Origin of the sequence: Chryseobacterium sp. (assembly GCF_019236175.1) — a bacterium.
GTDB lineage: Bacteria > Bacteroidota > Bacteroidia > Flavobacteriales > Weeksellaceae > Chryseobacterium.
On sequence record NZ_JAFAJM010000001.1, the window covers coordinates 171,045 to 197,405 of the forward strand.

Here is a 26,361-nt window from a genome sequence, read left to right on the forward strand (position 1 = left end):
ATGGGATCAAGAAAACAAGATAGTTCAATCGCAAGAAAAGAAGCTAACAAAGACGTTGTAAAAGCTTCATTAAATAATTGCCCGTCTTCTCCAAGAAAAATGAGATTAGTTGCTGATATCATTAGAGGAGAGCAGGTAGACAAAGCACTTTATATCTTAAAATATTCTAAGAAGGATGCTTCTAACAAGTTAGAAAAATTACTTCTTTCTGCTATGGCTAACTGGCAAGTGAAAAACGAAGGTGCTGACATCGAGGAAGCAAACCTTATCGTTAAAGAAATATTTGTGGATAGTGCAAGACAATTGAAGAGACTAAGACCAGCTCCGCAAGGTAGAGGGTATAGAATCAGAAAAAGATCTAACCACGTTACATTAATCTTAGGTAACAAAGAAAATTAATCAAGGTATGGGACAGAAGACAAATCCAATTGGTAACAGATTAGGTATCATCAGAGGATGGGATTCTAACTGGTTTGGTGGAAACGATTATGGAGACAGAATCGCTGAAGACTACAAAATCAGAAGATACCTTGAAGCTAGATTATCTAAAGGTGGTATTTCAAAAATTTATATTGAAAGAACTTTAAAATTAGTTACAGTAACTATTACTACTGCTAGACCGGGACTTATCATCGGTAAAGGAGGTCAGGAAGTTGATAAATTAAAAGAAGAATTGAAGAAACTTACAGGTAAGGATATTCAAATCAACATTTTCGAAATCAAAAGACCTGAATTAGATGCTGTACTGGTTGCTGATAGTATTTCTAAGCAAATTGAAAACAGAATCTCTTACAGAAGAGCTGTTAAAATGGCAATGGCAAGTACTATGAGAATGGGTGCTGAAGGTATTAAAGTTCAAATCTCTGGTAGATTAAACGGAGCTGAAATGGCAAGATCAGAATCTTTCAAAGAAGGAAGAATTCCATTGTCAACTTTCAGAGCTGATATCGATTACCACTGGGCAGAAGCTCATACTACTTACGGTAGACTAGGAGTGAAAGTTTGGATCATGAAAGGTGAAGTTTACGGTAAAAGAGAACTTTCTCCACTAGTGGGACAACAGAAAAAAGGAGGTCAGTCAGACAGAGGAAACAGAGGAGGAGACAGAGACAACAGAAGACCTAGAAAAAACAACAACAATAACAATAATAATTAAAATTTTAGATTAGAAATTTTGAATTTTAAATTACCGTTACTTTTTTAAAATTAAAAAAAATCTAAAATCTAAAATCTAAAATCTAAAATTTAGAAATTATGTTACAACCAAAAAGAACCAAATTCCGTAGAGTTCACAAGATGAAGATGAAGGGGAATGCCCAGAGAGGTAGTCAACTTGCATACGGAACTTTTGGGATCAAAGCAACGGAAGGAGCTTGGATCACTGCAAGACAAATTGAAGCGGCTCGTATCGCTGCGACAAGATATATGAAGAGAGAAGGTCAACTATGGATCAAAATCTTCCCGGATAAGCCAATTACTAAAAAACCTGCGGAAGTACGTATGGGTAAAGGTAAAGGTGCTGTTGAATACTGGGTAGCTGTAGTAAAGCCAGGTAAAATTATGTTCGAAGTAGGAGGTGTTCCTTACGAAGTTGCGAAAGAAGCTCTTAGACTTGCGGCACAAAAATTACCAGTAGTTACTAAATTCATCGTTGCTAACGATTTTGTTAAACCTCTATAATCTTTGAATACAATGAAAAATGCTGATATTAAAAATTTAAGCGCGGGTGATATTCAAGCTCAATTAACTGAAGCAAAAGCTCAATATTCTAAATTGAAATTGGCTCATGCAATCAGCCCAATTGAAAACCCGATTCAAATCAAAGATTTGAGAAGAACAATCGCAAGACTAAACACTGAGTTAACTAACAAACAATAATTTCATTTTACAATGGATAGAAATTTAAGAAAAGAAAGAATCGGAGTGGTTTCCAGCAATAAAATGGAAAAAACTATTGTTGTTAGTGAAACTACAAGAGTAAAACACCCGATGTACGGTAAATTCGTTTTGAAAACGAAAAAATATACTGCACACGACGAGAACAACGAATGCACAGAAGGTGATACAGTTTTGATCCAAGAAACTAGACCTTTGAGCAAGAGCAAGAGATGGAGATTAGTAAGAATCATTGAAAAAGCTAAGTAATAATGTTACAAACAGAATCAAGATTAAAAGTTGCTGATAATACAGGTGCAAAAGAAGTACTAGTTATCAGAGTTCTGGGAGGAACCAGAAGAAGATATGCTTCAGTTGGTGATAAAATCGTTGTTACTATCAAGGATTCTACACCATCAGGAAACGCAAAAAAAGGTCAGGTATCTAAAGCTGTAGTAGTAAGAACTAAAAAAGCAGTAAGAAGAAAAGATGGTTCATACATCAAATTCGACGATAATGCTTGTGTATTACTAAACGCAGCGGGAGAAATGAGAGGAACTCGTGTTTTCGGACCGGTTGCTCGTGAGTTGAGAGACAAAGAATATATGAAAATCATTTCATTAGCTCCTGAAGTACTTTAATTTTTAAAATTTTTAAAAGAAATGTCAAAGTTAAAAATAAAAAGAGGAGATAACGTAATCATTACTACTGGTAAGAAAGATATCAAAGGTAAGACTGGTGAAGTTATTGAAGTGATTAAGAAAGAAGGTAGAGACCCTAGAGTAATCGTTGCAGGACTTAACATCGTTAAAAAACACGTTAAGCCTTCAGCTGCAAATCCTCAAGGAGGAATTACTGAGAAAGAAGCTTCTATTCATATCTCAAACGTAGCTTTAGTTGGTAAAGACGGAAAAGCTATCAAAATCGGTTACAAAATCGAAGGAGATAAGAAAGTAAGAATTAACAAAAAAACGGGTGAAACTTTATAATTTGAATTAACATGGAATTTATAGCAAGACCCAAAAAAGCATATAAAGAGACAATTGTTCCTGCAATGATGGAAGAATTCGGGTACAAGTCAATCATGCAAGTACCTAGATTAGAGAAAATCGTTGTATCACAAGGTTTAGGAGATGCTACTGCAGATAAGAAAATCATTGATTATGCTGTAGAAGAATTGACAAACATCACAGGTCAGAAAGCAGTAGGGACGATCTCTAAGAAAGACGAAGCTGCATTCAAACTAAGAAAAGGAATGCCTGTAGGTGCAAAAGTAACTTTGAGAGCTCACAGAATGTATGAGTTCTTAGACAGACTTACTTCTTCTGCTTTACCACGTATCAGAGATTTCTCTGGGATCAAAGCAGATGGTTTCGATGGTAGAGGTAACTACAACTTAGGTATTACTGAGCAGATTATCTTCCCTGAGATCGTAATTGACAAAGTGAAAAAAATCCAAGGGATGGACATCACTTTCGTTACTACAGCGAAAACAGATAAAGAAGCTAAAGCATTATTAACTCACTTCGGTTTACCATTTAAAAAGAACTAAGAAATGGCTAAAGAATCAATGAAAGCGCGTGAGCGCAAAAGAGAAGCACTAGTTGCTAAATACGCTGCTAAAAGACAAGCTCTTAAAGAAGCTGGTGATTACGAAGGACTTCAAAAATTGCCTAAAAATGCTTCTCCTGTAAGATTACACAACAGATGTAAACTAACAGGTAGACCAAGAGGATACATGAGAACGTTCGGTATTTCCAGAGTAACTTTCAGAGAAATGGCAAACAACGGTCTTATCCCAGGTGTAAGAAAAGCTAGTTGGTAATAATTACTAATTAAAAATCGGGACAATTAAGTTGTCAAGATACTAAAGAATAAAAATATCAGACCGAAGATTTCTGACGTCTGATATTTTAATCTTCAAGTCTTTTCAAAACTGATTGTTCTTTAACCAATAATTTATAAAAGAAAAATGGTAACAGATCCAATTTCAGATTTCCTAACAAGAGTAAGGAACGCACAAAGCGCAGGCCACAAAGTGGTGGAAATTCCTGCATCGAAAATCAAAAAGGAGATTACTAAGATCCTATTTGATCAAGGGTATATCTTAAACTTCAAGTTTGAAGATAACGCTGTTCAAGGAGTGATCAAAATCGCTTTAAAGTATGATAAGCAAACTAACAAACCTGCTATTAAGTCTATTCAAAGAGCTTCAAGACCAGGTTTGAGACAGTACAAAGGTTCTACTGAACTTCCAAGAGTACTAAACGGTTTGGGTATTTCTATCATCTCTACTTCTAAAGGAGTAATGACTGACAAGAAAGCTAGAGAAGAGAAAGTAGGCGGTGAAGTAATCTGCTATGTTTATTAATTTTTAATCAGAGGAAAATGTCAAGAATTGGTAAAGCAATTATAACAATTCCAGCTGGAGTTACAATCACTGAAAACAACGGTGTAGTAACTGTTAAAGGAGCTAAAGGAGAACTTTCTCAGGAGCTTACAGCAGGAATTACTTTAGAACAAAACGATGGTCAACTTAACGTAAACAGACCATCTGATTCTAAACAACACAAAGCGCTTCACGGTTTATACAGAGCGTTGATCGCTAACATGATCGTTGGTGTATCAGAAGGTTTCGAAAAGAAACTAGAACTAGTAGGGGTAGGATACAGAGCATCTCACGCAGGTCAAAAACTTGAGTTAGCTTTAGGATTCTCTCACGGTATCGTATTAGAACTTCCAAGTGAAGTAAAAGTTGATACATTGACTGAAAAAGGTAAAAACCCAATTATTACTTTAACGTCTCATGACAAACAACTTCTAGGAATGGTTACTGCAAAGATCCGTTCTTTCAGAAAGCCTGAGCCATACAAAGGAAAAGGTGTAAGATTCGTAGGAGAAATTGTTAGACGTAAAGCTGGTAAATCTGCTTAATAAATTATAAGTATTATGGCATTAAGTAAATTAGAAAAAAGAATAAGAATCAAAAGAAGAGTAAGAGGAAAAATCTCTGGTTCTTCTGAATTGCCAAGATTATCTGTATACAAAAGTAATAAGGAAATTTACGCTCAGTTAATCGACGATAAAAATGGTAAAACTTTAGCATCAGCTTCTTCTAGAGAGAAAGGTGTAGACGCTAAAGGTACTAAGACTGAAATTTCTGCTGCTGTTGGTAAAGCTATTGCTGCTAAAGCTATCGCTGCAGGAATCGAAAGTATTGTATTTGACAGAAACGGTTTCGTATACCACGGTAGAGTAAAAGCTCTAGCTGACGGAGCGAGAGAAGGTGGACTTAAATTCTAATCATTAAATTTCGGAAAATATGTTAGGACTAGATAATATAGAAAGAGTAAAACCGGGAGGATTAGAATTAAAAGATCGTCTCGTAGCTGTTAACAGAGTAACAAAAGTAACTAAAGGAGGTAGAGCTTTCGGATTTTCTGCTATTGTTGTAGTAGGAAATGAAGAAGGAGTTATCGGTTTTGGTTTAGGAAAATCTAAAGAGGTTGCTTCTGCAATTGCTAAAGCAGTTGAAGATGCTAAGAAAAACCTTGTGAAAGTTCCGGTAATGAACCACACGATTCCTCACCAAACTACTGCTAGATACGGTGGTGCAGATATCTTCTTAAGACCTGCTTCTCACGGTACAGGACTTATCGCAGGTGGTGCGGTAAGAGCGGTATTGGAATCTGCTGGTATTCACGATATCCTTTCAAAATCTAAAGGATCTTCTAACCCTCACAACGTAGTGAAAGCTACTTTCAAAGCGTTATTAGATATCAGAAGACCTGAAGAGATCGCTAGAATGAGAGGAGTTTCTCTAAGTAAAGTGTTTAACGGTTAATAATTAAAACAATGGCAACAATTAAAGTAAAGCAAGTAAGAAGCGCTATTGGTAGAACAAAAACCCAAAAGAGAACGCTTGAAGCATTAGGATTAAAAAGACTTCACCAAGTTGTAGAGCACGAAGCTACTCCTTCTATCTTAGGAATGATAGCTGCTGTAGGTCACTTACTAGAAGTTCAAAAATAATTTTATAAAAGAGAAATTAAAATGAATTTAAATAACATACAACCTGCTGCAGGATCTACTTTCAACTCAAAGAGAATTGGTAGAGGTCAAGGTAGCGGAAAAGGAGGTACTTCAACAAAAGGACACAAAGGTCAAAAAGCTAGAGCTGGTTATTCTCAGAAAATCGGTTTCGAAGGTGGACAGATGCCTTTACAAAGAAGATTACCTAAATTCGGATTCAAAAACGTAAACAGAAAAGAGTTTAGAGGAGTTAACCTTGATACGATCCAGACTTTAATCGAGAACAAATCCATCACTGGAGAGATCACGAAAGAAGTTTTAGTAGCAAACGGGATAGTTTCTAAAAACGAATTAGTGAAAATTATGGGTAGAGGAGAATTGAAATCTGCGGTTTCAATCTCTGCTGACAAATTCACTAAATCTGCTGAAGAGCTTATTGCTAAAGCAGGTGGAAAAGCAATTACCTTATAATACTTACTAATGAAAGAATTTATACAAACACTTAAAAATATTTGGAGTCTTAAAGAATTGAGAGATAAAATTCTCTTCACTTTAGGGATTATCCTTGTGTATAGATTCGCATCTTATATTTCACTTCCGGCAATTAATCTTGCAGAAGTGGGAGATCTCTTAGAGCATTATAAAAATCAAGGCGGTAACAAGCAAGGAGCAGGTCTCCTTGGCTTGCTTTCGTCGTTTACGGGGGGAGCTTTCAGCCACGCTTCCGTAATGGCGTTAGGAATCATGCCTTATATTTCTGCTTCTATTATTGTTCAGTTGATGGGGATGGCTATTCCTTATCTTCAGAAGCTTCAGAAAGATGGAGAGTCAGGTAGAAATACATTGAACCAAATTACAAGATGGTTAACGATCGGGGTTTGTCTGGTACAGGCACCTTCTTACTTAACTTCTATTACTCAATTATTCTTACCGTATGCTCAGTTCCAGTCTGCATATTATGTAGAGCCAAATTCAATTATGTTCTGGTTACCAAGTATTGTTATACTTGTAGGTGGTTCAGTATTTGCAATGTGGTTAGGTGAAAAGATTACCGATAAAGGAATCGGAAATGGTATCTCTATCCTTATTATGGTGGGGATCCTTTCAAGATTACCTGAGGCATTCGTACAGGAGATGGCCGTGCAGAACGGAAAAGGAGGAATGGGATCTATCATGATCCTTATTGAAGTATTATTCTGGATGTTGGTAGTTCTTTTAGCAGTGATCCTATCGGTTGCTGTCAGAAAAATTCCAATTCAGTATGTAAGCAGAGCTCAAGCAAGAGGAGGTGTAAACAAAAATCTTATGCAGGGAGCAAGACAATGGATTCCATTGAAAGTAAATGCTGCTGGTGTAATGCCGATTATCTTTGCTCAGGCATTGATGTTCGTACCAGGACTATTAACAAAGTTCGATGAGTCTAATACTTTTCTTGCAGGTTTCAAGAATGTTTTTAGCTGGCAGTACAATGTATTGTTTGCGCTATTAATTATTATCTTCTCATTTTTCTATACTGCGATTACTATTCCGGTAAACCAGATGGCTGATGATTTGAAAAGAAACGGAGGTTTAGTACCGAAGGTAAGACCCGGAAAAGAGACCGCTGATTATTTAGATGATATTTTATCAAAAATTACCTTGCCAGGTGCAATTTTTTTATCTATCTTTGCAGTCCTTCCAGCAATTGTGCATGGAAGCTTTGTTCAGACAGATGCGTTTGCCCTATTTTTCGGGGGAACGTCACTATTAATTATGGTGGGTGTAATTTTAGATACAGTTCAACAGATTAATACATATCTGCTGAACCATCATTATGATGGCTTAATGCAGTCTAAATTATCAAGAACGACTGGATATTAATTTATGGCAAAACAAAAACATATTGAACAAGATGGCGTGATCGTGGAAGCACTTTCGAACGCCATGTTCCGTGTAGAGCTGGAAAATGGGCATATCCTTATTGCTCATATCTCCGGCAAAATGAGAATGCATTATATTAAACTTTTACCTGGTGATAAGGTAAAACTAGAAATGTCCCCCTATGATTTAACAAAAGGGAGAATCACATTTAGATATTAAAACAATTAGCCAAATGGAATACACATTCCATTTGGCATTTGTAAAAAATAAATACTATCAAAATGAAAGTAAGAGCATCAATTAAAAAAAGAAGCGCTGATTGCAAGATTGTACGCAGAAAAGGTGTACTGTTTGTAATCAACAAGAAGAACCCAAAATTTAAACAAAGACAAGGTTAACATTAAATTATGGCGAGAATTGCAGGTATTGATTTACCAAAAAACAAAAGAGGTGTTATCGGTTTAACTTACATCTATGGAGTAGGAAGAAGTACTTCTTCTGAAATCCTTAAAGCTGCCGGTATCAGCGAAGACAAGAAAGTCAACGAATGGAATGACGATGAATTGGCTGCAATCAGAACATATATCTCTGAAAACGTAAAAGTAGAAGGAGAATTGAGATCTGAAGTGCAATTGAACATCAAGCGATTGATGGACATAGGATGCCAACGAGGAATACGTCACAGACTTGGATTACCTTTAAGAGGCCAGAGAACGAAAAACAACTCTAGAACACGTAAAGGGAAGAGAAAAACTGTTGCTAACAAGAAAAAAGCTAGTAAATAATCGTTAGGAATTATGGCAAAACAAACTAAAGTAGTTAAAAAAAGAAAAGTAAAAGTTGAAGCTATTGGAGAAGCTCATATTCAGGCTTCTTTCAATAACATCATCATTTCTTTAACAAATAAAAACGGAGAGGTTATCTCTTGGGCTTCTGCCGGTAAAATGGGTTTCAGAGGTTCTAAAAAGAATACTCCATTTGCTGCTCAAATGGCAGCTGAAAATTGCTCTGCTGTAGCTCACGAAGCTGGTTTAAGAAGAGTAAAGGTGTTTGTGAAAGGACCAGGTGCAGGTAGAGAATCTGCTATCAGATCTATCCACAATTCAGGAATTGAAGTTAGCGAAATCATTGATGTGACTCCTATGCCACACAATGGATGTAGACCACCAAAAAGAAGAAGAGTTTAATTTTTAGAATTTACCCATTATGGCAAGATATATTGGACCTAAAACTAAGATTGCTAGAAAGTTTGGTGCTGCAATCTACGGAGATGATAAAAACTTCGAAAAAAGAAAAAACCAACCGCCAGGACAACACGGTCCTAACAAAAGAAGAGGTGCTAAGAAATCAGAATACGCAGTTCAGTTAGCTGAAAAACAAAAAGCTAAATATACGTACGGTATCTTAGAAAGACAGTTTGCTAACTTATTTGAAAAAGCACACAGAAGTAAAGGTGTAACAGGGGAAGTTCTATTACAACTTTGTGAATCAAGATTGGATAACGTAGTATACAGATTAGGTTTTGCTAAAACAAGATCTGGTGCTAGACAATTAGTTTCTCACAGACACATCACTGTGAACGGAGAAATTCTTAATATCCCTTCTTACTTGGTAAAAGCAGGTGATGTCATCACTGTAAGAGAAAAGTCTAAGTCTCTTGAGGTTGTTACCAATGCGTTGGCTTCTAAGTCAAACTATGAGTGGTTACAATTCAACGATGAGAAGAAAGAAGGTACTTTCATTTCTGCTCCTGAAAGAATCCAAATTCCGGAGGATATTAAGGAGAACCTTATCGTCGAACTTTACTCTAAATAATTTTTTAATCAAATTTTTGCTCAACCCAATAATATGGCAATTTTACAATTCATAAAACCCGATAAAGTAATTTTACTTAACTCTGATGAATTTAAAGGTCAATTCGAATTCAGACCTTTAGAACCAGGTTTCGGGCTTACAATCGGTAATGCTTTGAGAAGAGTGTTGCTTTCTTCTCTGGAAGGATATGCTATTTCATCTATCAAAATAGAAGGTGTAGAGCACGAATTTTCAACTATTCCAGGAGTAATCGAAGACGTTACCGAAATTATTCTTAACCTAAAGCAGGTAAGATTAAAAGCTGCAGCAGAAGGCCAGGCTAATGAGCAGGTTGTTGCTAAAGTTTCAGGTCAAACGATTATTACTGCTGGAGATTTAGGAAAGTCGATCAACGGATTCGAGGTTCTGAACCCGGATTTAGTGATTTGTAACCTAAACAGTGATGTAACTTTCGAAATTACTTTCAATATTGAAAAAGGTAGAGGGTATGTTCCTTCAGAACAAAATAAGTCAAACAATGCACCGGTAGGTACTATTGCTATTGACTCTATTTTCACGCCAATCAAGAAAGTTCAATACAGCATTGAAAATTATCGTGTAGAGCAAAAAACAGACTACGAAAAACTTGTATTAGATATAGAAACTGACGGGTCTATCAGCCCTCAGAACGCTTTAACTGAAGCTTCTAAGATATTAATTTATCACTTCATGTTGTTCTCTGATGAGAGAATCACGCTTGAAACTGAAGCTGTAAAAGCATCTATCCAATACGATGAAGAAACTCTTCACACAAGACAACTTCTTAAGTCTAAATTAGCAGATATGGATCTTTCTGTAAGAGCCCTTAACTGTCTGAAAGCAGCTGAAGTAGAAACTCTTGGAGAACTGGTTTCTTACAGTAAGTCTGATTTGATGAAATTCAGAAATTTTGGTAAAAAATCTTTGACAGAACTAGAAGAATTAGTGCATTCAAAAGGTCTTAACTTCGGTTTCGACGTTGCAAAATATAAGTTAGACGCTGATAAATAATTAATAATGAGACACGGTAAAAAATTCAATCACTTAGGAAGAACAGCTTCTCACAGAAGTGCTTTACTTTCTAATATGGCTTGTTCTCTAATTGAGCATAAAAGAATCAACACTACTGTAGCTAAAGCTAAAGCTTTAAGAGTATATGTTGAGCCTCTATTAACAAAAGCAAAAGAAGATACTACACACAACAGAAGAGTAGTATTCTCTTACCTTCAAAATAAATTTGCGGTTGCTGAATTATTCAGAACTGTAGCTCCTAAAATCGCTGAAAGAAACGGTGGTTATACAAGAATCATCAAGACAGGATTCAGACCAGGTGATGCTGCTGATACTGCTCTTATCGAATTAGTAGATTTCAACGAGCTTTACAACCCTAATGCTGAAGAGAAAAAAGCTACAAGAAGAAGCAGAAGATCAACTGCTGCACCTAAAAAAGCTGAAGCGGTAGTTGCTGAAGCTCCTGCAGTAGAAGAGAAAGTAGAAGAAGCTAAAGCTGATACTACTGAAGAAAAAACTGAAGAATAATATTCATCAGATATACAATGAAAACCATCCGCATTCCGGATGGTTTTTTTGTATATGAATTTTGTGAAGTTGAAAATCTGTATATTTTCTCTTCCTCTACTTACATCAATTCGCTATGCCGCAATCGTTATTCTTATCATTAGCTGCGAAGATCCGGAGTAAGGCAGGGTTTAATATTCTCTTAACATAAAAGAAAAATAATACGCTTATTTTTGAGTACCAAATAATAATTCTTTTATGAAAACCAAATTTTTATTTTTAGCGATCTTAGCTTTGTTCACAATAGGATGTTCTCATGATGACAGCAGATTAGACTCCGGTTCTGTAACAAGAGTCGCAAGCAAAACTGAGACTGCTAAGACAGAGGCTTCCAGAGCTACTAATATTTCAGACCTTACTAATGAAAATACAGTTGTGAGTTATGTAAAATCAAATCATAAATTACCTGATTATTATATTACTAAGGCTGAAGCAATGTCATATGGATGGGTACCTTCAAATGGAAATTTATGTACTGTTTTGCCGGGAAAGGCTATTGGTGGTGATAACTTCACTAATAGAGAAGGTCTGTTACCTAAAAAGTCAAATCGTAAATATTATGAGGCAGATCTCAACTATAATTGCGGGCCACGAAACGCGGATCGCCTGATATACAGTAACGACGGATTAGTATATGTTACTAAAGATCATTATAAGACTTTCCAGCAAAAGTAAATTTTATTGTGTCATGTCATACAATTGAAACATTTTACGAATGTGCTTTTTATAATATAAAAAATATCCCTCCGTGTAGAGGGATATTGTTATTCTAGATTTTTGTTCTTTTCAGCTCAATAATATTATTTCCCTGTTCAAGATGAAGGCTGTCTCCTTTTACTCTTGCAGTCATATCATCTTTCTTATAAATGGTTTCCTCTCCTTTGGTTTCCGATTTAGGAAGGGTAAAAGTTTTTTTATTGCTGGTAATTGCTACCGTACTTTCTTTCGGATCATTTTTGAAAACCACTTTTACCAGTGTTCCATCGGTTGCTTTGTAAACAAAATCTGTTTTTTCAAATTTTTTACCATTCACATCCATTGTTGATGAACCCTGGGTTACAGAATCAATTTTCCGGTTGTTGTCAGTCACAACGGTTTCAGAGCTTTCCGTTTTGATAATTCCGCTATTTCCGCTTTCGCTTTTTTTACAGCTGATTACTGCTAATGTAAGTACTGCACCAAGTACTAGGATACTTTTTTTCATGATTATATTATTTGATATTCAATATGATTTTTATTCTTTAATTTTACAAAAATCATGCCTTACAATATGAGAAATTTTTACAAATATTTGTGTGTAATTCTTTTCATTTTCTCCATAAATACTGTGTTTTCACAAAAAGGACGCTTTGAAATTAAAGACGGACATTTTGTACTCAACGGAAAACCGTTTATCATTCATTCAGGAGAGATGCATTATCCGAGAGTTCCGTCAGAATACTGGAAGCACCGTTTACAAATGATGAAAGCCATGGGACTGAATACTGTTACTACTTATGTTTTCTGGAATTATCATGAAGAAGCACCCGGGCAGTGGAATTTTTCAGGAGATAAAAATTTGAAAAAGTTTATTAAAACAGCACAGGAGGTAGGTCTGTATGTCATCATCCGTCCCGGACCTTATGTTTGTGCGGAATGGGAATTTGGAGGTTATCCATGGTGGCTTCAGAAAAATAAAGACTTAGAGATCAGAAGAAATAACAAAGCATTTTTAGAAGAATGTGAACAATATATTCACCAGCTTGCACAGCAGCTTGTTCCGCTTCAGATTAATCATGGAGGTCCTGTCATTATGGTTCAGGCTGAAAATGAATTCGGGTCTTATGTTGCACAACGCAAAGATATTTCTTTGGAGGAACACCGGAAATACAGCATACAATAAAAGATATTCTTTTGAAAGAGGGGATCACTGTCCCGTTATTTACTTCAGATGGAAGCTCTTTGTTTAAGGGAGGTTCTATCGACGGAGCTTTGCCTACTGCCAATGGTGAAAGCAATATTGATGTTCTGAAGAAAAGGATCAACGAATATACACAAGATAAAGGACCATATATGGTGGCAGAATATTATCCCGGCTGGCTGGATCACTGGGCGGAGCCATTTGTGAAAGTAAGCACTGAAGATGTGGTAAAACAAACAGAATTATATATCAATAACAATATCTCATTTAATTATTATATGATTCATGGCGGAACCAATTTCGGATTTACCAGTGGGGCTAATTATGATAAGGAACATGATATCCAGCCGGATCTTACAAGCTATGATTATGATGCTCCCATTAATGAAGCAGGCTGGGCTACTCCCAAATATAATGCCTTAAGAAAAGTTTTTCAAAAAATCAGTAAAAACCTGCTTCCTGATGTTCCAAAACCTGCAAAAACGATCTCTGTTCCGGAAATTAGATTTTCAAAAATAAATTCTCTTTTTGATGTTATCAGCTTACAAAAACCGGTGATCAATGATCACCCTCTGACGTTCGAAAACCTGAATATCGGAAACGGTTATGTTTTATACCGAAAGAAATTCGGGCAGAATCAGAAAGGAACGCTTGAAATAAAAGGACTAAGAGATTATGCCAATGTGTATGTTAATGGAATATGGAAAGGGGAGCTCAGCAGAGTCAATAAAAAATATGAGCTTATGATAGAAATTAATGCCGGAGACAGACTAGATATTTTGGTAGAGAATATGGGCCGGATTAATTATGGATCTGAAATTGTGCATAACTTAAAAGGAATTATCAGTCCTGTCAAAATAAACGGAACTGAAATTTCAGGAAACTGGGAAATGTTTCCGCTTCCTTTTGACCGGTTTCCCGGGTTTGGGTATCAATTAAAAGATATACCCTATCATTCTCCCGTCATTCAGGAAGCTGAATTTAACCTTCATGAAACCGGAGATACTTTTCTGGATATGCAAAAGCTCGGCAAAGGGATTGTTTTCATTAACGGGAAAAATATAGGAAGATACTGGAGTAAAGTGGGGCCCCAACAAACATTATACATTCCGGGAGTATGGTTGAAAAAAGGAAAAAATACGATTCAGATTTTCGAACAATTATTTGAAAATAATACCTCTGTTCACAGCATTGATCATCCTGTTTTAGATCAGCTGATAAAATAACAATGCTGCCTGATATCCTGTTTTATTGTAATAGCGGTGTTTGATAATTATTTATGCAAATGTGACGCTGTTAATTGAAAATTAGTTAAATTTAATAAGACTAAAAACTAAATCATAACCAGAACTCAATCTTAAAAAATTACACAAAAGGGTAATTGTTTCTGCTTTATTTTCTATTGAAATTTGTTTCAAACAAAAAGAACATGAGTATTTCTATAGCCATAGTAGAAGATGAGAAAAACTACAACAATGCGTTGAAGAAGGTGATCAGTTACCAGAACGATATGAAGGTGGTAGCCCAGTTCTTCGATGGCAATGATGCCCTAAAAAATCTTCCCGACCTTTCTCCGGATGTTGTCATGATGGACATTCAGCTGCAGGATATGCCGGGTACTGAAATCATTGAGAAGCTCAGGAAAGAAATGCCGGAAACTCAGTTTATCATGTGTACAAGTTTTGAGGATGACGAAAAAATTTTTAATTCCTTAAAAGCCGGTGCGATGGGATACCTTGTGAAAGGAGAAAGTATGGACAAGATTCTCTCCTCCATCCGGGATGTTTATCATGGGGGGGCTCCTATGAGTTTTTCTATCGCCCGAAAGGTTCTCAGACATTTTGAAAAAAAACTTCCCGAAATTAAAGGCTTTGATGAACTGACAGAACGTGAAAAAGAAATACTGGAATTACTATCTCAAGGTCTTTTATACAAAGAAATTGCAGATCAGAAATACATCAGTATAGATACCGTAAAAAAACACGTGGGCAATATCTACAGAAAACTGCATGTCAGCAATAAAGTTGAGGCCATCAATAAACTAAACCAATTTAAAAACTAAGATATTATGGAAAATCCACAAAAAACTCATGGGCCAATAGGCAATAAATTTGAAAAATTAATTGTAGGGCCAGAATTTATAGGCATTGAAGGTATTATAGCTGAAAGCTTTATAACCAGCGCTAAGAATGGAATGTTGCAACTTCTGGATTTAGCAAATTTGAATTTTAACAAAGATGGAGTTTATGAAGTTGAATATTCAGTTCTTGAGAGTTTACTCGAATTAATGTTAGATATTAAGGCAACATATTTAAAATTTAGTTTGGTAGAAATAGATCGAAGGAAATATAATTTAAATCTGAATCCACATTTCAATGAAGATAATTTAATCTATCTTGCTGTATCTCTTGAAGATAAAAACGAAGTAACTATTGATGAACATAATTATTTACTATTTAGTACTTCAGATCAATTAAATAATCTCAGAATTTCAAATAGTACTTTAGACCTTTATAAAGAAGCTTACCTTCAAAAATATCTTCCAACACTTAACAAGTATTTTTCAAATAATAATTTGGGAAGTAATACAATGACTATTTCTTACCATATTCATGATCTGGAAAATATGATAAGTCGTATAAGTAAAAAGTATTTAGTTTATTTATGTGAAATAAGCGATGTTATGGCAATTATTCGGGCTAATAGCCTGAAAGTATCACAATTAGTTTATCGCACTTATTATCAATTTCGAATAAAGCAACTTACAATAGTTTTCTATTCTGTTGATGATGGAAAATATTATGATATGGGCTCACTATACCCTTAATCATGTTTATTATTCAACTCATATATATCACAGTACTTTTTATTGATACTGTAAAATCTGTAATTTTGGCTGGGAAGAAAAGTCTTCCCAGCCAAAACTATTTGACTGTCTTTTTACTGGTTTCTTTTGGACTGGAAGTTTATGGACATTATAAGATGTACATCAAGGAATTTGATTTTGCCTACCTGTTTAATTATTATAGCATTTTCTTAATCCTGTTCTTTGGTTTGTATTATTTCAGAATATTATCAAAAGAAGTAAAGAAAATCCTGCTGTATATTACAGTTTTTATATTTCTCTATATTGTATTCTTTACCAAATTTTATGGTGAAAACTATGAAAATAAGATAGGCTTAATTGTTTGTTTTTATTTTATAGTCAATGCATTGGCTTGGTTTTATTATAGAGTAAAGAATCTGGCTGAAATAAAAATTATGGATGATCCCCATTTTTGGGTTTCTTGCGGATTACTTTTTTGGAGTATCTTTTTTATTTTCAGGTCTATTCCTATGTTTTTCCTTAGAGATAATGATCCTGCTTTTTTACAAATTTTGAAAAGTATGCAATACCTTGTCAACATCATTATGTATGGGGTATTTTATATTGCCTTAGTGAAATTTAAAAAAATAAAAATACCTGTATGAAACAGTTACCGGATACAATCAGATTAGTTTATATTATAGCTGTAATTTTACTCTTTACGTTTGTTATTTTTATTGTTTTAATAGTTGTTCTGTATAATAAACGACAACTATTCTTTATTCAGCAACAGCAGCTCAAAGAAGCAGAATACCAGAATCAGCTCCTTCAGAAAGAACTGGAAAAGCAAAAATCAGTAGAACAGGAACGTGAACGTATTTCCCATGATATGCATGATGATCTGGGGGCAGGAATTTCAGCATTAAAACTTCAGGCCGAATTTATAAAACAAAAGGCACATGACGGAGCCTTGATAAGTGATATTGATGAACTTCTGCTAACCTCAGAAGAAATGAATGTCTCCATGCGGGAAATGCTTTGGAGTCTGAATTCAGGAAATGATACCCTGGGAAATTTTGTAGATTATGCGATTCTGTATACCAGAAATTTTTTAAAGAAAACCAAAATCATATTGTATGCCGAATCAGAGCGGATTATCGGTGAAATTCCAATTTCTACAGAGCAGAGACGGAATCTGTTTTTATGTCTTAAGGAAGCCGTTAATAATGCCTATAAATACAGTAAAGCAAACCATCTCACCCTTTCATTTATTCAGAAAGAAAATAATTTTATCATGAAACTCTCAGATAACGGAACCGGAATTCCTCAAGACCGGCCTGAAGGAAATGGTCTACGGAATATGAAACGGAGAATGCTTGAAATGGATGGCGAATTTGAAGTTGTATCGGGCGATTCGGGAACTCTTCTTCTTTTTAAAATACGATTGTGATAAATTAATTTTTCCTTAGATCCGTAGTCCGGAATTATAAGACCCCGATAATTAAAATAACAGAATGAAGGTCCTGTAAATTAACTAAAATTTAACTTGTATTTCTTTCAAAAAGATCACCCTTAAATGCCCCTAAAAGTTAAATTTTGATTAAATTTGTCTAAACTAAAAAAAATAAAAAATGAGTGCAATTTCTTACATAGAAGCAAGACAGATTTTAGATTCCCGAGGTAATCCTACAATTGAAGTAGATGTATTTACGGAAAGCGGAGCAATGGGGCGTGCTGCAGTTCCTTCAGGAGCATCTACAGGAGAACACGAAGCCGTGGAATTACGTGACGGAGGTTCAGAATATCAGGGAAAAGGAGTTCTGAAAGCTGTTGAAAATGTAAAAGAAATAATTGCAGAGAATTTAGTTGGACAGCCGGTTTTTGAACAAAACTATATCGATCAGATTATGATTGATCTTGACGGAACCGCTAACAAAGGAAATCTTGGTGCTAACGCAATTCTTGGTGTTTCTTTAGCCGTAGCAAAAGCAGCCGCCGCAGAATTGGGAATGCCTCTGTATAAATATGTAGGCGGAGTAAACGCCAATACACTTCCTGTTCCAATGATGAACGTCATCAACGGTGGTTCTCACTCTGATGCCCCGATCGCATTTCAGGAATTCATGATTATGCCGGTAAAAGCAGATTCTTTCTCTCATGCATTGAGAAAAGGAACTGAAATTTTCCACAACTTAAAATCAATCCTTAAAGGAAGAGGCCTTTCTACAGCAGTAGGAGACGAAGGAGGTTTTGCTCCAACATTCAACGGTACAGAAGACGCTTTAGATACTTTACTTCAGGCTATCGAAAAAGCCGGTTACAAACCAGGTGATGACATCATGTTAGCATTAGACTGTGCCGCTTCAGAATTCTATAAAGACGGAACTTACGATTACAGAAAATTTGAAGGAGACAAAGGAGCTCACAGATCAAGAGAAGAACAGGTTTCTTACCTTGCAGAACTGGCTGCTAAATATCCGATCATCTCTATCGAAGACGGTATGCAGGAAGATGACTGGGAAGGATGGAAAATGTTAACGGATAAAATCGGTGACAGAGTACAGCTGGTAGGCGATGACTTATTTGTAACAAACGTTGACAGATTATCAAGAGGAGTAAAAGAAGGAATTGCCAATTCAATCCTTGTAAAAGTAAACCAGATCGGTTCTCTTTCTGAAACAATGGCAGCAGTACAAATGGCTCAGAACAATAAATTCACTTCAGTAATGTCTCACAGATCAGGAGAAACTGAAGATGCTACCATCGCTGATTTAGCAGTAGCGATGAACTGTGGACAGATCAAAACAGGGTCCGCCTCAAGATCAGACAGAATGGCAAAATACAACCAGTTATTGAGAATAGAAGAAGCTCTTGGAGAGACGGCTATTTTCCCGGGCTTAGAAGCATTTAAAATTAAAAGATAATCGAATTTATAAATAACGGCAAGCGATATTTTTTGTTTGCCGTATTTTATGGAAAGTAGTATATTTAAAAAAAAATAAATAATGTCAGACAACAAAGTAATATTGAATTACGCAGGTAATTCATATGAATATCCTATCGTGGATAGTACTATCGGAGACAGAGGGATTGATATTTCAAAATTAAGAGACCAGACAGGTTTAATCACTCTGGATTTAGGTTACAAAAATACAGGAGCTACTATTAGCGACATCACTTACTTAGACGGAGATAAAGGAGAATTATTCTACAGAGGTTACCCTATCGAGCAAATTGCTGAGAAATCTAACTTCACAGAAGTAATGTATCTTTTATTACATGGAGAACTACCTACTCAAGACCAGTTTACTTCTTTCGACAACAATATTAAAAAATATAACTTCATCGCAGATGAGATGAAAAAGATCATTGATGTTTTTCCTCGTTCTGCTCACCCTATGGGAGTTTTATCTTCTATGACTTCTGCATTGACAGCTTTCAACCCGAAAGCAGTTAACGTAAACTCTAAAGAAGAAATGGATCACGCTGCTGAGTTAATGATCGCTAAGTTCTCTCACCTTTGTGCTTGGACTTACAGAAAAACTCAAGGTTTACCATTAAACCACGGAGACAACAACCTAAATTATGTAGAGAACTTCTACAAAATGGCATTCAGATTACCAAACGCTGATTTCGAAATCGATCCAGTGGTTGTAAATGCATTAGATAAATTGTTAATCCTTCATGCAGATCACGAACAAAACTGTTCTACTTCTACAGTAAGAATGGTAGGTTCTGCTCACACAGGTCTTTTTGCTTCTATCTCTGCCGGAGTATCCGCTCTTTGGGGACCACTTCACGGAGGGGCTAACCAGGCCGTAATCGAAATGCTTGAACTTATCGAAAAAGATGGTGGTGACGTATCTAAATATGTGGCTAAAGCAAAAGATAAGAACGATAGCTTCCGTCTAATGGGATTCGGACACAGAGTGTACAAAAACTTCGACCCAAGAGCAAAAATTATCAAGAAAGCTGCTGATGATATCCTTACTGCACTAGGTATTCAGGATAAAGCTCTTGATATCGCGATGCAGTTAGAAAGAGTAGCCCTTGAAGACGAATACTTCATCGAAAGAAAACTATATCCAAACGTAGATTTCTATTCAGGTATCATCTACAGAGCATTAGGAATCCCTACAGAAATGTTCACCGTAATGTTTGCACTAGGAAGACTTCCGGGATGGATTTCTCAATGGAAAGAAATGAGATTGAAAGGAGACCCGATCGGAAGACCAAGACAGGTTTACCAAGGTGCTCAGGAAAGAAACTATATCGATATCGCAAGCAGATAATATTTGCTTATACCATATCAAAATCCCAAGGCTTGCTTTGGGATTTTTTTGTTTTTAATGATTAGGAGCTATTTCCCGCTATCCACTTCTACTCCTCGCGCCAAAGCTTTCCAAAACCTGCTGCGGGGTAACCGTTTCTATCGGGGCTGGGATATACATAATTCCTTTAGTATTTCACAGTGCGATATAACCGACTATCTGTTATTTGAATGCTGATAATGACCTTAATTAATCAATAATAAATACAACCATTCCCATTCTGTCTCATAGCTATTGAATACATTGTACTTTGCCATCCTATTCATTAGAGACGGGCTTTAGCCCGTTTAGAAATAAAAAAAATTCCATTGGCTTTAGCCAAAACTAAAAAAATATCCCATCTGTCTGAAATTCAATCCGATAATTTATTAAATTTACTCTTGAAGAAGATGAGTTTCGGTTAAAGCCGAATGAATAGTGTTTATAGACTAAACAGGCTAAAGCCCGTTTCTATAAGCCCGTTAATTTTGATTAGAAAAATAAATACACCATGACTTTCGGACAACAAATGTTATTTTTTTTCAGTGCAGTAGGAGCATTCAACGGGCTTTTGCTGGGAATTTACCTGTTGTTTGTCAAAAAACTGAAATATCTGCCGGATTTTTTCCTCGGTCTTCTTTTATTAATGCTGAGTACAAGAGTCGGAATTTCCGTTTGTATTTACTTTTATCCGGATTTACCAAGAATTATTCCCCATTTGGGATTATCCGCTTTATTTTTTACAGGACCGGCTTTATATTATTATGTAAGAGCCTCGTTCCAGGATATATTTGATTTCAAAAGCTGCAGAAAAATATTCGGATTACTGACCCTGATCTTAGGAGCTGTTGGTTTATTGTATCTGGTATTTCCTGTTACCTGGGACCATTACTTCGGAACGTTTATTTACACAGTCTGGTCCGTATTTGTATTTCTGGCTGTATATCAATATTATCTTTTTTCAAAGCGAAATAGCAAAAGTTCCAGCCAGTTTGTTTTTCCGGTTCTCCTTAGTAATGTTATTATCTTCCTGACATATCAGCTGATTTCAACAGGATGGGTACAGATTTATTGCGCAGGCGGAAGTCTGGTATTTTCTTTCGTATTATATGCCAATTTCCTGATTCTTTTTAATGAAAAATATAAACAGCTATCGATAAAAGAATCAAATAAATACCCCAATAGAAAGATTTCAGAAACTCAGGCAGATAATTTTGTTTCCAGATTAGAAAAACTGATGAATGCTGAAGAACTGTACAAAGATCCTAATTTGAAATTAAATGACCTCGCTTCCAGAATAAATATTTCGGCCCACCAGCTCTCTCAGTTGCTGAATGATAACCTGGGTAAAAGTTTTTCTACCTATATCAATGAATACAGAATAAAAGAAGCTTGTGAAAAAATAGAAAACGGGTCTTATTTAAAAATTGAGGAGATTGGTTATGAAGTGGGATTCAATTCAAAATCTACTTTTTTCTCTACCTTCAAGAAAATAAAAAATACGACACCTCTTTTGTATAAACAATCTCAAACCCTTATTGAGCCGAAGTTTCAGAGTTCTGATTTATAATTTCGTACTGCGGAATTTTAAATCCAAAACCTCATTGCCGCCATAGCCGTATACTTTTGATTTCATAAAATTAAAATGTATGTTAATCAAATTATGGTTGTTTCTGCTGGTTATATTCCTTTCGTGTTTTGGAAAAGCACAGGAACCGGTAAAAACGAAAACTCCGGATTCCACTGCAGCATCCAGAGCTGTGACTACAAATATTTCAGAAGTTATTATTAAGTCGGCTTCCCGTAACATAAAACTGAGTGAAGGAAATTTAGTTATGAGTGTTTCCGGTAATAAAGACTTCAAAACTTCAGTCAGCCTTCTTGATGTACTTAAAAAAACGCCGGGTGTTACTGTAGATCAGGAAGACGGAATTTTTATCGGCGGAAGGATAAGTCCTGCCATATTCATAGACGGAAAACCAGTTATCATGAGCAATCAGGAACTTCAGGCCTACTTACGTTCCTTACCCCCGGAAATGGTAACATCTGTAGAAGTAAATACCAATCCCTCTTCAAAATATGATGCAGAATTTAACGGAATCATTGATATCAGACTGAAGAAGAATGTAAACCCGGGATGGAAAGGAAATTATAATGGAACATTATATGTAAATAAGTTCAATTACCGGGAAAATTCTTTTAATGTCTCCTATCATACAGGAAAAGTGACTTATAATCTGCTGTCCGGATATAGCGACGGAATTTCCACCTATCGGTATAACGCCCTGCAAAGATTAGCCAATACCAATATCATGAGAACCCAAACCTATCAGAAAGATAATGCAGGCATTTATAATGTTCAGGCAGGAGCAGATTTCAGATTGAATGATCATCACAGAATAGGTGTCAGTCTGAGAGGAAATTTCCGTAAAAATGACAGAGACCGCTCCGGATCGTTATATGCTACAGATAAAAAAGAAACCCTGTTAATCCTGAATACTGAAAATAAAAATCCTATGGATTATTCACAGGACAATTTTGGAATTACTACAGATTATTCCTTTCAGAATAAAGGGTTTAAAATAAGTTTTTCCGGAAACTATCTTTCAGTAAAAAATAAGCAGAAGGATGATTTTATTAACAGAGAAATTTCTTCATCAGCGCTGTTATCCTATTGGAAATCGGATCTTCTGAATAAAATCGATATCTATACCGGTCAGACTGATATTTCTCAGAAAATCGGAAATGCAGATTTTGAAGCCGGAATTAAATACAGTCATTCCGATACCCATAATAACATCAGGTATGATACTTTATCGGCAGATCATCAGTTTTTATTTGATTCTTCAAGAAGTAATGTTTTCGCATATAAAGAAAAAATATGGGCAGGATATCTGGCTTATAGACAAAAGTTTGGAAAACTTCAGATGAATGCAGGCTTACGAGTTGAAAATACCTATAGCCTTTCCAATGCAGTCACAGTTGATTCTGTTGTTTCAAGAAATTATACGGAATGGCTGCCCTCCTTTAACGCTGCTTACACTTTTAATACGGCTAATGAATTTTCCGTTTCTTACAGCAGACGAATAACAAGACCCGTTTTCTCACAGCTTAACCCCTTCCGCTTCTATTTCAGCCCTTTGAATTATTGGATTGGCAATCCGTATCTGTTGCCTTCTCTGACCAGCCAGATCAAAGCAACCTACCGTTATAAGAACTGGATCACGAGTTTTACCATCGGAAAAGAAACAGATGTGATGACCCGTTATCCGTTATATAACTCTAAAACCAATGTACTGGAGTATCTTGGTACTAATCTTCCCTATAGAAAATTTGCTGTTCTGGAAACAAGTTTTCCGCTAAAAATAGCCAAGTGGTGGAATATGACCGGTCAGTTTGCAGGATATTATAATAATGAATTCAGACCTTATCTTGATGAGGTTTTTAAGATGAGTGTGTATAATTACGAAATCAGACTGAATCAGATTTTTACCCTGCCTAAAAGATATACGATAAATCTGTTTGCCGCTTATGAATCAAAAACAGGAAACAGCCTTTATGTCATAAAACCGCGCTATACCATAGATGTATCAATACAAAAGTCATGGTTTGATAACAAACTGAACACCAAGATGGGGTATAATAACATTTTTGATTCTTATGACCAGCGCCTGGAATTCAGATATAAACAGATTATGGATAACCGTTTTACCCATTGGTGGGACAGTAGCAGATTCTTCTTTACTTTAAGTTATAATTTCGGAAGTTCAGATTATCAGGTTAAAGAAACTCAAAGATCAGAAGAAGAGAACAGAGCCAGATAAAAGAAGCCTGCTTCAAAAAGCAGGCTTTTATTTTATTATGGACATACACAATTGCCACATGTCCATATTCTGCAGCTTCCGTCATCATTCCATTCACAGCAATAGCTGTCGCGGCGTGTTGTTCCGCCGGTGATGGATTTTTGTTGGTCTCTGCCTAATTTTTGTGCGTTTTTCAGTACAGGATTGTTCTTGCTCATGATTTTGTTGTTTTTGATGTTAATAGTAAAATTTTAATTTTTTTATAATTTTGTAAAATTATATCACTAATATAGGAATTTATTTAAAGATATAAATAAAAATAGGTGTAATTAATAAGCAGGAGATTTTTGATATAAAATTGAATCCGCTAAAACCTAGAGAAAGTATGAAATGATATCATATACTTTGCTGAATGAATAGTGAGCAAAAGAAAACCTGCTTAAAAAAGCAGGTCATGATATTTTTATGGGCATACACATCTGTCACAAGTATAGATAATACATTTTCCTGATGGATCCCATTCACAACATCTTTTGCCTGTTGAGATTCCTATTCCGCCAGTTACATTTTTTTGTTGGTCTCTACCTAATTTTTGTGCATGCTTCAGCACTTGACTGTTCTTGTTCATGATTTTGTTGTTTTGATGTTAATTGTTAAGTTTTAATTATAATTTCGCGAAAATTATATCACTAATGTATGAAAATATTTTATATTATTACTATATTTTAAATACAATAGGTAGATGGAATATAGCATGTTATACGTTTTTTTTCAGGTTGAGTTTCATTTTCGTGACTGAATGCCGGAGAAGAAACAAGGGAAACAGAAAGGTTAGATAAAGAATAATGTCCTTTATAAAGCCAAATTTAATACATAAAATAATGCAAAAGTTTTGCAGATAGAGTCCTTTACTTATATTTGTAGTATTGCATAAATCTTTATGAGACTAAACATTAAAAACGAAACGGGTAGGCTGAGGTCAGTAGTTCTTGGTCAGCCTAATTCATTGGGGCCCGTTCCCACATTAGAAGAAAGCTATGACGCCAAGTCATACTATTCCATCGAACATAATATGTATCCTAAAGAAGAGGATATCGTTAATGAAATGAACGCTTTCGAAGCGGTTTTAAAAAAGTATGACGTTGAAGTCCTCCGCCCAAGTATTATTGAAGACTATAATCAGGTTTTTTCACGAGATGTGGCTTTTGTGATTGATGATAAAATGATCATCTCCAATGTGATCGCTGACAGAGCGGACGAGCAGGAGGCTTACAAGAGCGTTTTTGAAAAAGTAGCCTGGAGAAAAATTATCAACCTGCCGGAAACAGCGCATATTGAAGGTGGGGACGTTATTGTATGGAATGATTTCCTTTTCATTGGAACCTGTTTCAGTGAAGACTACAGAAATTATAAAACAGCAAGAACTAATGAGTACGCCATTGAAATCCTGAAAGAATACTTTCCGAAGAAAAGAATTATTGATCTTGAACTGAAGAAGAATGATAAAGTTCCGTTTGAAGGAATTCTGCATCTGGACTGTACCTTCAACCCTATAGGAGACGATAAATGTATTATTTATAAAAACGGATTTGTAGACGAAAGTGATTACCGCCTAATTATTGATATTTTTGGAGAAGAAAACTGTTTCCACATTAATGATGATGAAATGTTTGAAATGTTTCCGAATATTTTTTCTATTTCACCGGAAGTAGTGGTTTCAGACAAGGCATTTACAAGAATGAATAACCATTTGAGAAACGAATGGGGAATGACAGTAGAAGAAATCCCCTACAGAGAAATTTCTAAAATGGGAGGCTTACTGAGATGCTCTACTATGCCACTTGTCAGAGAGTAGTTGAGTTATAGTGTAGGAGAGTCTTAGAGTGAGAGAGTTTTAGTAAAATTTTAATTTTAAATAATAACGATCATGCCAACGATTAAATTTCACCAGGATCTAAAAGTATATCAAAAATCTTTTGAATTGGCTCAACAGATTTACGAATTATCGAAAGCTTTCCAAAAGAAGAACTCTATTCTCTTACTGATCAGATTAGAAGATCGTCAAGATCTGTAGCAGATAATGTAAGTGAAGAATGGGGAAAAGAAGATATGAAAAATCCTTTGTTGCTAAACTTACAGACTCCGAAGGTGAAGCAAGAGAAACTCAGACATGGGGCCAATTTGCCTACGCTTGCAATTATATAAACAAAGAGCAATTTAACAACTTGCATAATCAGTATAATCAAATAATAGGGATGTTAGTTAATAGGATCAACCAGTCGGAAAAATGATGCTCATTTTCCTCGATTGATAAAGAAGAGAAGGATTTATAGATAATAGTTCATACTCTGAAACTCTCATACA

Annotated in this window: 37 protein-coding genes and 1 pseudogene; 36 read left to right on the forward strand and 2 right to left on the reverse strand. The window is 35.5% G+C overall.

Features of this window, described 5'->3' with window-relative positions; genetic code table 11:
• From rplV to JO178_RS00855, 24 genes are all read left to right on the forward strand, one after another.
• Window positions 1–399: a 50S ribosomal protein L22 gene (gene rplV / locus JO178_RS00740; protein WP_002983214.1), complete on the forward strand. Its 399-nt coding sequence runs from the start codon at window positions 1–3 to the stop codon at window positions 397–399.
• A gap of 7 nt (window positions 400–406) precedes the next feature.
• Window positions 407–1,156, forward strand: coding sequence for a 30S ribosomal protein S3 (rpsC, locus tag JO178_RS00745; RefSeq protein ID WP_034694675.1), 750 nt, complete (start codon window positions 407–409; stop codon window positions 1,154–1,156).
• 98 nt (window positions 1,157–1,254) lie between these two features.
• Window positions 1,255–1,680, forward strand: coding sequence for a 50S ribosomal protein L16 (rplP, locus tag JO178_RS00750; protein ID WP_002983219.1), 426 nt, complete (start codon window positions 1,255–1,257; stop codon window positions 1,678–1,680).
• Between the two features lie 12 nt (window positions 1,681–1,692).
• Entirely contained in the window at window positions 1,693–1,878 is a 186-nt protein-coding gene (gene rpmC, locus JO178_RS00755) for a 50S ribosomal protein L29 (RefSeq protein WP_027371716.1), read from the forward strand.
• Window positions 1,879–1,890: 12 nt separating this feature from the next.
• Complete coding sequence (rpsQ, locus tag JO178_RS00760; protein WP_027371715.1) at window positions 1,891–2,145, forward strand: 30S ribosomal protein S17; 255 nt, start codon at window positions 1,891–1,893, stop codon at window positions 2,143–2,145.
• Window positions 2,146–2,147: 2 nt separating this feature from the next.
• Entirely contained in the window at window positions 2,148–2,516 is a 369-nt protein-coding gene (rplN, locus tag JO178_RS00765; RefSeq protein WP_002983226.1) for a 50S ribosomal protein L14, read from the forward strand.
• A gap of 21 nt (window positions 2,517–2,537) precedes the next feature.
• Window positions 2,538–2,864, forward strand: coding sequence for a 50S ribosomal protein L24 (gene rplX, locus JO178_RS00770; RefSeq protein WP_291930410.1), 327 nt, complete (start codon window positions 2,538–2,540; stop codon window positions 2,862–2,864).
• 11 nt (window positions 2,865–2,875) lie between these two features.
• Entirely contained in the window at window positions 2,876–3,427 is a 552-nt protein-coding gene (gene rplE / locus JO178_RS00775; protein WP_047427599.1) for a 50S ribosomal protein L5, read from the forward strand.
• Between the two features lie 3 nt (window positions 3,428–3,430).
• Complete coding sequence (gene rpsN, locus JO178_RS00780; RefSeq protein ID WP_002983233.1) at window positions 3,431–3,700, forward strand: 30S ribosomal protein S14; 270 nt, start codon at window positions 3,431–3,433, stop codon at window positions 3,698–3,700.
• A gap of 147 nt (window positions 3,701–3,847) precedes the next feature.
• Window positions 3,848–4,246, forward strand: a complete 399-nt coding sequence (gene rpsH, locus JO178_RS00785) for a 30S ribosomal protein S8 (protein WP_047376575.1) — start codon at window positions 3,848–3,850, stop codon at window positions 4,244–4,246.
• Window positions 4,247–4,263: 17 nt separating this feature from the next.
• A complete protein-coding gene (gene rplF, locus JO178_RS00790) occupies window positions 4,264–4,809 on the forward strand; it encodes a 50S ribosomal protein L6 (RefSeq protein WP_291930416.1) in 546 nt (181 codons plus the stop codon).
• 15 nt (window positions 4,810–4,824) lie between these two features.
• Complete coding sequence (gene rplR, locus JO178_RS00795) at window positions 4,825–5,178, forward strand: 50S ribosomal protein L18 (protein ID WP_077413597.1); 354 nt, start codon at window positions 4,825–4,827, stop codon at window positions 5,176–5,178.
• 19 nt (window positions 5,179–5,197) lie between these two features.
• Window positions 5,198–5,719: a 30S ribosomal protein S5 gene (gene rpsE / locus JO178_RS00800; protein ID WP_042721505.1), complete on the forward strand. Its 522-nt coding sequence runs from the start codon at window positions 5,198–5,200 to the stop codon at window positions 5,717–5,719.
• Window positions 5,720–5,730: 11 nt separating this feature from the next.
• A complete protein-coding gene (gene rpmD, locus JO178_RS00805; RefSeq protein WP_047422410.1) occupies window positions 5,731–5,907 on the forward strand; it encodes a 50S ribosomal protein L30 in 177 nt (58 codons plus the stop codon).
• Window positions 5,908–5,928: 21 nt separating this feature from the next.
• Window positions 5,929–6,378: a 50S ribosomal protein L15 gene (gene rplO / locus JO178_RS00810; RefSeq protein ID WP_047096813.1), complete on the forward strand. Its 450-nt coding sequence runs from the start codon at window positions 5,929–5,931 to the stop codon at window positions 6,376–6,378.
• Between the two features lie 9 nt (window positions 6,379–6,387).
• Window positions 6,388–7,767, forward strand: coding sequence for a preprotein translocase subunit SecY (gene secY / locus JO178_RS00815; protein ID WP_291930427.1), 1,380 nt, complete (start codon window positions 6,388–6,390; stop codon window positions 7,765–7,767).
• Between the two features lie 3 nt (window positions 7,768–7,770).
• The gene (infA, locus tag JO178_RS00820) at window positions 7,771–7,986 is read left to right on the forward strand and encodes a translation initiation factor IF-1 (RefSeq protein WP_002983257.1); all 216 of its coding nucleotides are present in this window, start codon (window positions 7,771–7,773) and stop codon (window positions 7,984–7,986) included.
• Window positions 7,987–8,048: 62 nt separating this feature from the next.
• On the forward strand, window positions 8,049–8,165 hold the full coding sequence (gene rpmJ, locus JO178_RS00825; RefSeq protein WP_007839480.1) for a 50S ribosomal protein L36: 117 nt from the start codon (window positions 8,049–8,051) through the stop codon (window positions 8,163–8,165).
• Between the two features lie 9 nt (window positions 8,166–8,174).
• On the forward strand, window positions 8,175–8,552 hold the full coding sequence (gene rpsM, locus JO178_RS00830; RefSeq protein ID WP_002983260.1) for a 30S ribosomal protein S13: 378 nt from the start codon (window positions 8,175–8,177) through the stop codon (window positions 8,550–8,552).
• A gap of 12 nt (window positions 8,553–8,564) precedes the next feature.
• Complete coding sequence (gene rpsK, locus JO178_RS00835) at window positions 8,565–8,954, forward strand: 30S ribosomal protein S11 (RefSeq protein ID WP_002983263.1); 390 nt, start codon at window positions 8,565–8,567, stop codon at window positions 8,952–8,954.
• A gap of 19 nt (window positions 8,955–8,973) precedes the next feature.
• Complete coding sequence (gene rpsD / locus JO178_RS00840; RefSeq protein WP_047096812.1) at window positions 8,974–9,582, forward strand: 30S ribosomal protein S4; 609 nt, start codon at window positions 8,974–8,976, stop codon at window positions 9,580–9,582.
• Between the two features lie 33 nt (window positions 9,583–9,615).
• Window positions 9,616–10,611 (forward strand): DNA-directed RNA polymerase subunit alpha, encoded by a 996-nt coding sequence (locus JO178_RS00845; protein ID WP_027371705.1) that lies wholly within the window; start codon window positions 9,616–9,618, stop codon window positions 10,609–10,611.
• 6 nt (window positions 10,612–10,617) lie between these two features.
• Window positions 10,618–11,139 (forward strand): 50S ribosomal protein L17, encoded by a 522-nt coding sequence (gene rplQ, locus JO178_RS00850; protein WP_027371704.1) that lies wholly within the window; start codon window positions 10,618–10,620, stop codon window positions 11,137–11,139.
• 237 nt (window positions 11,140–11,376) lie between these two features.
• Entirely contained in the window at window positions 11,377–11,853 is a 477-nt protein-coding gene (locus JO178_RS00855) for a ribonuclease domain-containing protein (RefSeq protein WP_291930431.1), read from the forward strand.
• Between the two features lie 94 nt (window positions 11,854–11,947).
• Here the strand turns inward: JO178_RS00855 and JO178_RS00860 are convergent, their stop codons facing one another.
• Window positions 11,948–12,382, reverse strand: coding sequence for a hypothetical protein (locus JO178_RS00860; RefSeq protein ID WP_291930433.1), 435 nt, complete (start codon window positions 12,380–12,382; stop codon window positions 11,948–11,950).
• Window positions 12,383–12,505: 123 nt separating this feature from the next.
• On the opposite strand from JO178_RS00860, the gene JO178_RS21470 reads away from it, so the two are divergent.
• The 9 genes from JO178_RS21470 (at window position 12,506) to JO178_RS00900 (ending at window position 24,018) form a co-directional block, all read left to right on the forward strand.
• Entirely contained in the window at window positions 12,506–13,060 is a 555-nt protein-coding gene (locus tag JO178_RS21470) for a beta-galactosidase (RefSeq protein WP_365865523.1), read from the forward strand.
• A gap of 11 nt (window positions 13,061–13,071) precedes the next feature.
• Window positions 13,072–14,304, forward strand: coding sequence for a beta-galactosidase (locus JO178_RS00865; RefSeq protein WP_365865526.1), 1,233 nt, complete (start codon window positions 13,072–13,074; stop codon window positions 14,302–14,304).
• Between the two features lie 203 nt (window positions 14,305–14,507).
• The gene (locus JO178_RS00870) at window positions 14,508–15,140 is read left to right on the forward strand and encodes a response regulator transcription factor (RefSeq protein WP_291930435.1); all 633 of its coding nucleotides are present in this window, start codon (window positions 14,508–14,510) and stop codon (window positions 15,138–15,140) included.
• 6 nt (window positions 15,141–15,146) lie between these two features.
• Window positions 15,147–15,905 (forward strand): hypothetical protein, encoded by a 759-nt coding sequence (locus JO178_RS00875; protein WP_291930437.1) that lies wholly within the window; start codon window positions 15,147–15,149, stop codon window positions 15,903–15,905.
• Window positions 15,906–16,545: 640 nt separating this feature from the next.
• Window positions 16,546–17,334: a histidine kinase gene (locus JO178_RS00880; protein ID WP_291930440.1), complete on the forward strand. Its 789-nt coding sequence runs from the start codon at window positions 16,546–16,548 to the stop codon at window positions 17,332–17,334.
• Window positions 17,335–17,515: 181 nt separating this feature from the next.
• A complete protein-coding gene (eno, locus tag JO178_RS00885) occupies window positions 17,516–18,808 on the forward strand; it encodes a phosphopyruvate hydratase (protein ID WP_076353272.1) in 1,293 nt (430 codons plus the stop codon).
• An 81-nt stretch (window positions 18,809–18,889) separates the two neighbouring features.
• Complete coding sequence (locus JO178_RS00890) at window positions 18,890–20,176, forward strand: citrate synthase (protein ID WP_291930445.1); 1,287 nt, start codon at window positions 18,890–18,892, stop codon at window positions 20,174–20,176.
• Between the two features lie 529 nt (window positions 20,177–20,705).
• The gene (locus JO178_RS00895) at window positions 20,706–21,764 is read left to right on the forward strand and encodes a helix-turn-helix transcriptional regulator (RefSeq protein WP_291930447.1); all 1,059 of its coding nucleotides are present in this window, start codon (window positions 20,706–20,708) and stop codon (window positions 21,762–21,764) included.
• A 79-nt stretch (window positions 21,765–21,843) separates the two neighbouring features.
• Window positions 21,844–24,018, forward strand: coding sequence for a TonB-dependent receptor (locus JO178_RS00900; RefSeq protein WP_291930449.1), 2,175 nt, complete (start codon window positions 21,844–21,846; stop codon window positions 24,016–24,018).
• Window positions 24,019–24,053: 35 nt separating this feature from the next.
• On the opposite strand, the gene JO178_RS00905 is transcribed toward JO178_RS00900, so the two are convergent.
• Window positions 24,054–24,215: a hypothetical protein gene (locus tag JO178_RS00905; protein ID WP_291930451.1), complete on the reverse strand. Its 162-nt coding sequence runs from the start codon at window positions 24,213–24,215 to the stop codon at window positions 24,054–24,056.
• A gap of 722 nt (window positions 24,216–24,937) precedes the next feature.
• Between JO178_RS00905 and JO178_RS00910 the strand changes: the two genes are divergently transcribed.
• The 3 genes and pseudogenes from JO178_RS00910 to JO178_RS21480 all read left to right on the forward strand — a co-directional run bounded on the left by JO178_RS00910 (window position 24,938) and on the right by JO178_RS21480 (window position 26,288).
• Window positions 24,938–25,852 carry an arginine deiminase family protein gene (locus JO178_RS00910; RefSeq protein ID WP_291930453.1) on the forward strand — a complete coding sequence of 305 codons (915 nt, stop codon included), beginning with the start codon at window positions 24,938–24,940 and terminating at the stop codon, window positions 25,850–25,852.
• A 149-nt stretch (window positions 25,853–26,001) separates the two neighbouring features.
• A pseudogene (locus tag JO178_RS21475) lies at window positions 26,002–26,049 on the forward strand (hypothetical protein); the annotation flags it as partial.
• A 41-nt stretch (window positions 26,050–26,090) separates the two neighbouring features.
• On the forward strand, window positions 26,091–26,288 hold the full coding sequence (locus JO178_RS21480) for a four helix bundle protein (protein WP_365865533.1): 198 nt from the start codon (window positions 26,091–26,093) through the stop codon (window positions 26,286–26,288).
• Window positions 26,289–26,361: the final 73 nt, after the last annotated feature.

What these genes read in the sequence shown, in the direction of transcription:
- rpmJ (WP_007839480.1), top strand. Translation starts at nt 8,049, where the DNA reads ATGAAAGTAAGAGCATCAATTAAAAAAAGAAGCGCTGATTGCAAGATT.
- rpsH (WP_047376575.1), top strand. Translation starts at nt 3,848, where the DNA reads ATGGTAACAGATCCAATTTCAGATTTCCTAACAAGAGTAAGGAACGCA.
- JO178_RS21480 (WP_365865533.1), top strand. Translation starts at nt 26,091, where the DNA reads ATGGGGAAAAGAAGATATGAAAAATCCTTTGTTGCTAAACTTACAGAC.
- rplX (WP_291930410.1), top strand. Translation starts at nt 2,538, where the DNA reads ATGTCAAAGTTAAAAATAAAAAGAGGAGATAACGTAATCATTACTACT.
- JO178_RS00880 (WP_291930440.1), top strand. Translation starts at nt 16,546, where the DNA reads ATGAAACAGTTACCGGATACAATCAGATTAGTTTATATTATAGCTGTA.
- rpsK (WP_002983263.1), top strand. Translation starts at nt 8,565, where the DNA reads ATGGCAAAACAAACTAAAGTAGTTAAAAAAAGAAAAGTAAAAGTTGAA.
- rpsC (WP_034694675.1), top strand. Translation starts at nt 407, where the DNA reads ATGGGACAGAAGACAAATCCAATTGGTAACAGATTAGGTATCATCAGA.
- JO178_RS00910 (WP_291930453.1), top strand. Translation starts at nt 24,938, where the DNA reads ATGAGACTAAACATTAAAAACGAAACGGGTAGGCTGAGGTCAGTAGTT.
- rplE (WP_047427599.1), top strand. Translation starts at nt 2,876, where the DNA reads ATGGAATTTATAGCAAGACCCAAAAAAGCATATAAAGAGACAATTGTT.
- secY (WP_291930427.1), top strand. Translation starts at nt 6,388, where the DNA reads ATGAAAGAATTTATACAAACACTTAAAAATATTTGGAGTCTTAAAGAA.
- JO178_RS00870 (WP_291930435.1), top strand. Translation starts at nt 14,508, where the DNA reads ATGAGTATTTCTATAGCCATAGTAGAAGATGAGAAAAACTACAACAAT.
- rpsQ (WP_027371715.1), top strand. Translation starts at nt 1,891, where the DNA reads ATGGATAGAAATTTAAGAAAAGAAAGAATCGGAGTGGTTTCCAGCAAT.
- rplF (WP_291930416.1), top strand. Translation starts at nt 4,264, where the DNA reads ATGTCAAGAATTGGTAAAGCAATTATAACAATTCCAGCTGGAGTTACA.
- rplQ (WP_027371704.1), top strand. Translation starts at nt 10,618, where the DNA reads ATGAGACACGGTAAAAAATTCAATCACTTAGGAAGAACAGCTTCTCAC.
- rplR (WP_077413597.1), top strand. Translation starts at nt 4,825, where the DNA reads ATGGCATTAAGTAAATTAGAAAAAAGAATAAGAATCAAAAGAAGAGTA.
- rpsE (WP_042721505.1), top strand. Translation starts at nt 5,198, where the DNA reads ATGTTAGGACTAGATAATATAGAAAGAGTAAAACCGGGAGGATTAGAA.
- rplV (WP_002983214.1), top strand. Translation starts at nt 1, where the DNA reads ATGGGATCAAGAAAACAAGATAGTTCAATCGCAAGAAAAGAAGCTAAC.
- infA (WP_002983257.1), top strand. Translation starts at nt 7,771, where the DNA reads ATGGCAAAACAAAAACATATTGAACAAGATGGCGTGATCGTGGAAGCA.
- eno (WP_076353272.1), top strand. Translation starts at nt 17,516, where the DNA reads ATGAGTGCAATTTCTTACATAGAAGCAAGACAGATTTTAGATTCCCGA.
- JO178_RS00895 (WP_291930447.1), top strand. Translation starts at nt 20,706, where the DNA reads ATGACTTTCGGACAACAAATGTTATTTTTTTTCAGTGCAGTAGGAGCA.
- JO178_RS00860 (WP_291930433.1), bottom strand. Translation starts at nt 12,382, where the DNA reads ATGAAAAAAAGTATCCTAGTACTTGGTGCAGTACTTACATTAGCAGTA.
- JO178_RS00900 (WP_291930449.1), top strand. Translation starts at nt 21,844, where the DNA reads ATGTTAATCAAATTATGGTTGTTTCTGCTGGTTATATTCCTTTCGTGT.
- rplP (WP_002983219.1), top strand. Translation starts at nt 1,255, where the DNA reads ATGTTACAACCAAAAAGAACCAAATTCCGTAGAGTTCACAAGATGAAG.
- rplO (WP_047096813.1), top strand. Translation starts at nt 5,929, where the DNA reads ATGAATTTAAATAACATACAACCTGCTGCAGGATCTACTTTCAACTCA.
- rplN (WP_002983226.1), top strand. Translation starts at nt 2,148, where the DNA reads ATGTTACAAACAGAATCAAGATTAAAAGTTGCTGATAATACAGGTGCA.
- JO178_RS00855 (WP_291930431.1), top strand. Translation starts at nt 11,377, where the DNA reads ATGAAAACCAAATTTTTATTTTTAGCGATCTTAGCTTTGTTCACAATA.
- rpmD (WP_047422410.1), top strand. Translation starts at nt 5,731, where the DNA reads ATGGCAACAATTAAAGTAAAGCAAGTAAGAAGCGCTATTGGTAGAACA.
- rpmC (WP_027371716.1), top strand. Translation starts at nt 1,693, where the DNA reads ATGAAAAATGCTGATATTAAAAATTTAAGCGCGGGTGATATTCAAGCT.
- rpsN (WP_002983233.1), top strand. Translation starts at nt 3,431, where the DNA reads ATGGCTAAAGAATCAATGAAAGCGCGTGAGCGCAAAAGAGAAGCACTA.
- JO178_RS00905 (WP_291930451.1), bottom strand. Translation starts at nt 24,215, where the DNA reads ATGAGCAAGAACAATCCTGTACTGAAAAACGCACAAAAATTAGGCAGA.
- JO178_RS00890 (WP_291930445.1), top strand. Translation starts at nt 18,890, where the DNA reads ATGTCAGACAACAAAGTAATATTGAATTACGCAGGTAATTCATATGAA.
- JO178_RS00845 (WP_027371705.1), top strand. Translation starts at nt 9,616, where the DNA reads ATGGCAATTTTACAATTCATAAAACCCGATAAAGTAATTTTACTTAAC.
- rpsM (WP_002983260.1), top strand. Translation starts at nt 8,175, where the DNA reads ATGGCGAGAATTGCAGGTATTGATTTACCAAAAAACAAAAGAGGTGTT.
- rpsD (WP_047096812.1), top strand. Translation starts at nt 8,974, where the DNA reads ATGGCAAGATATATTGGACCTAAAACTAAGATTGCTAGAAAGTTTGGT.
- JO178_RS00875 (WP_291930437.1), top strand. Translation starts at nt 15,147, where the DNA reads ATGGAAAATCCACAAAAAACTCATGGGCCAATAGGCAATAAATTTGAA.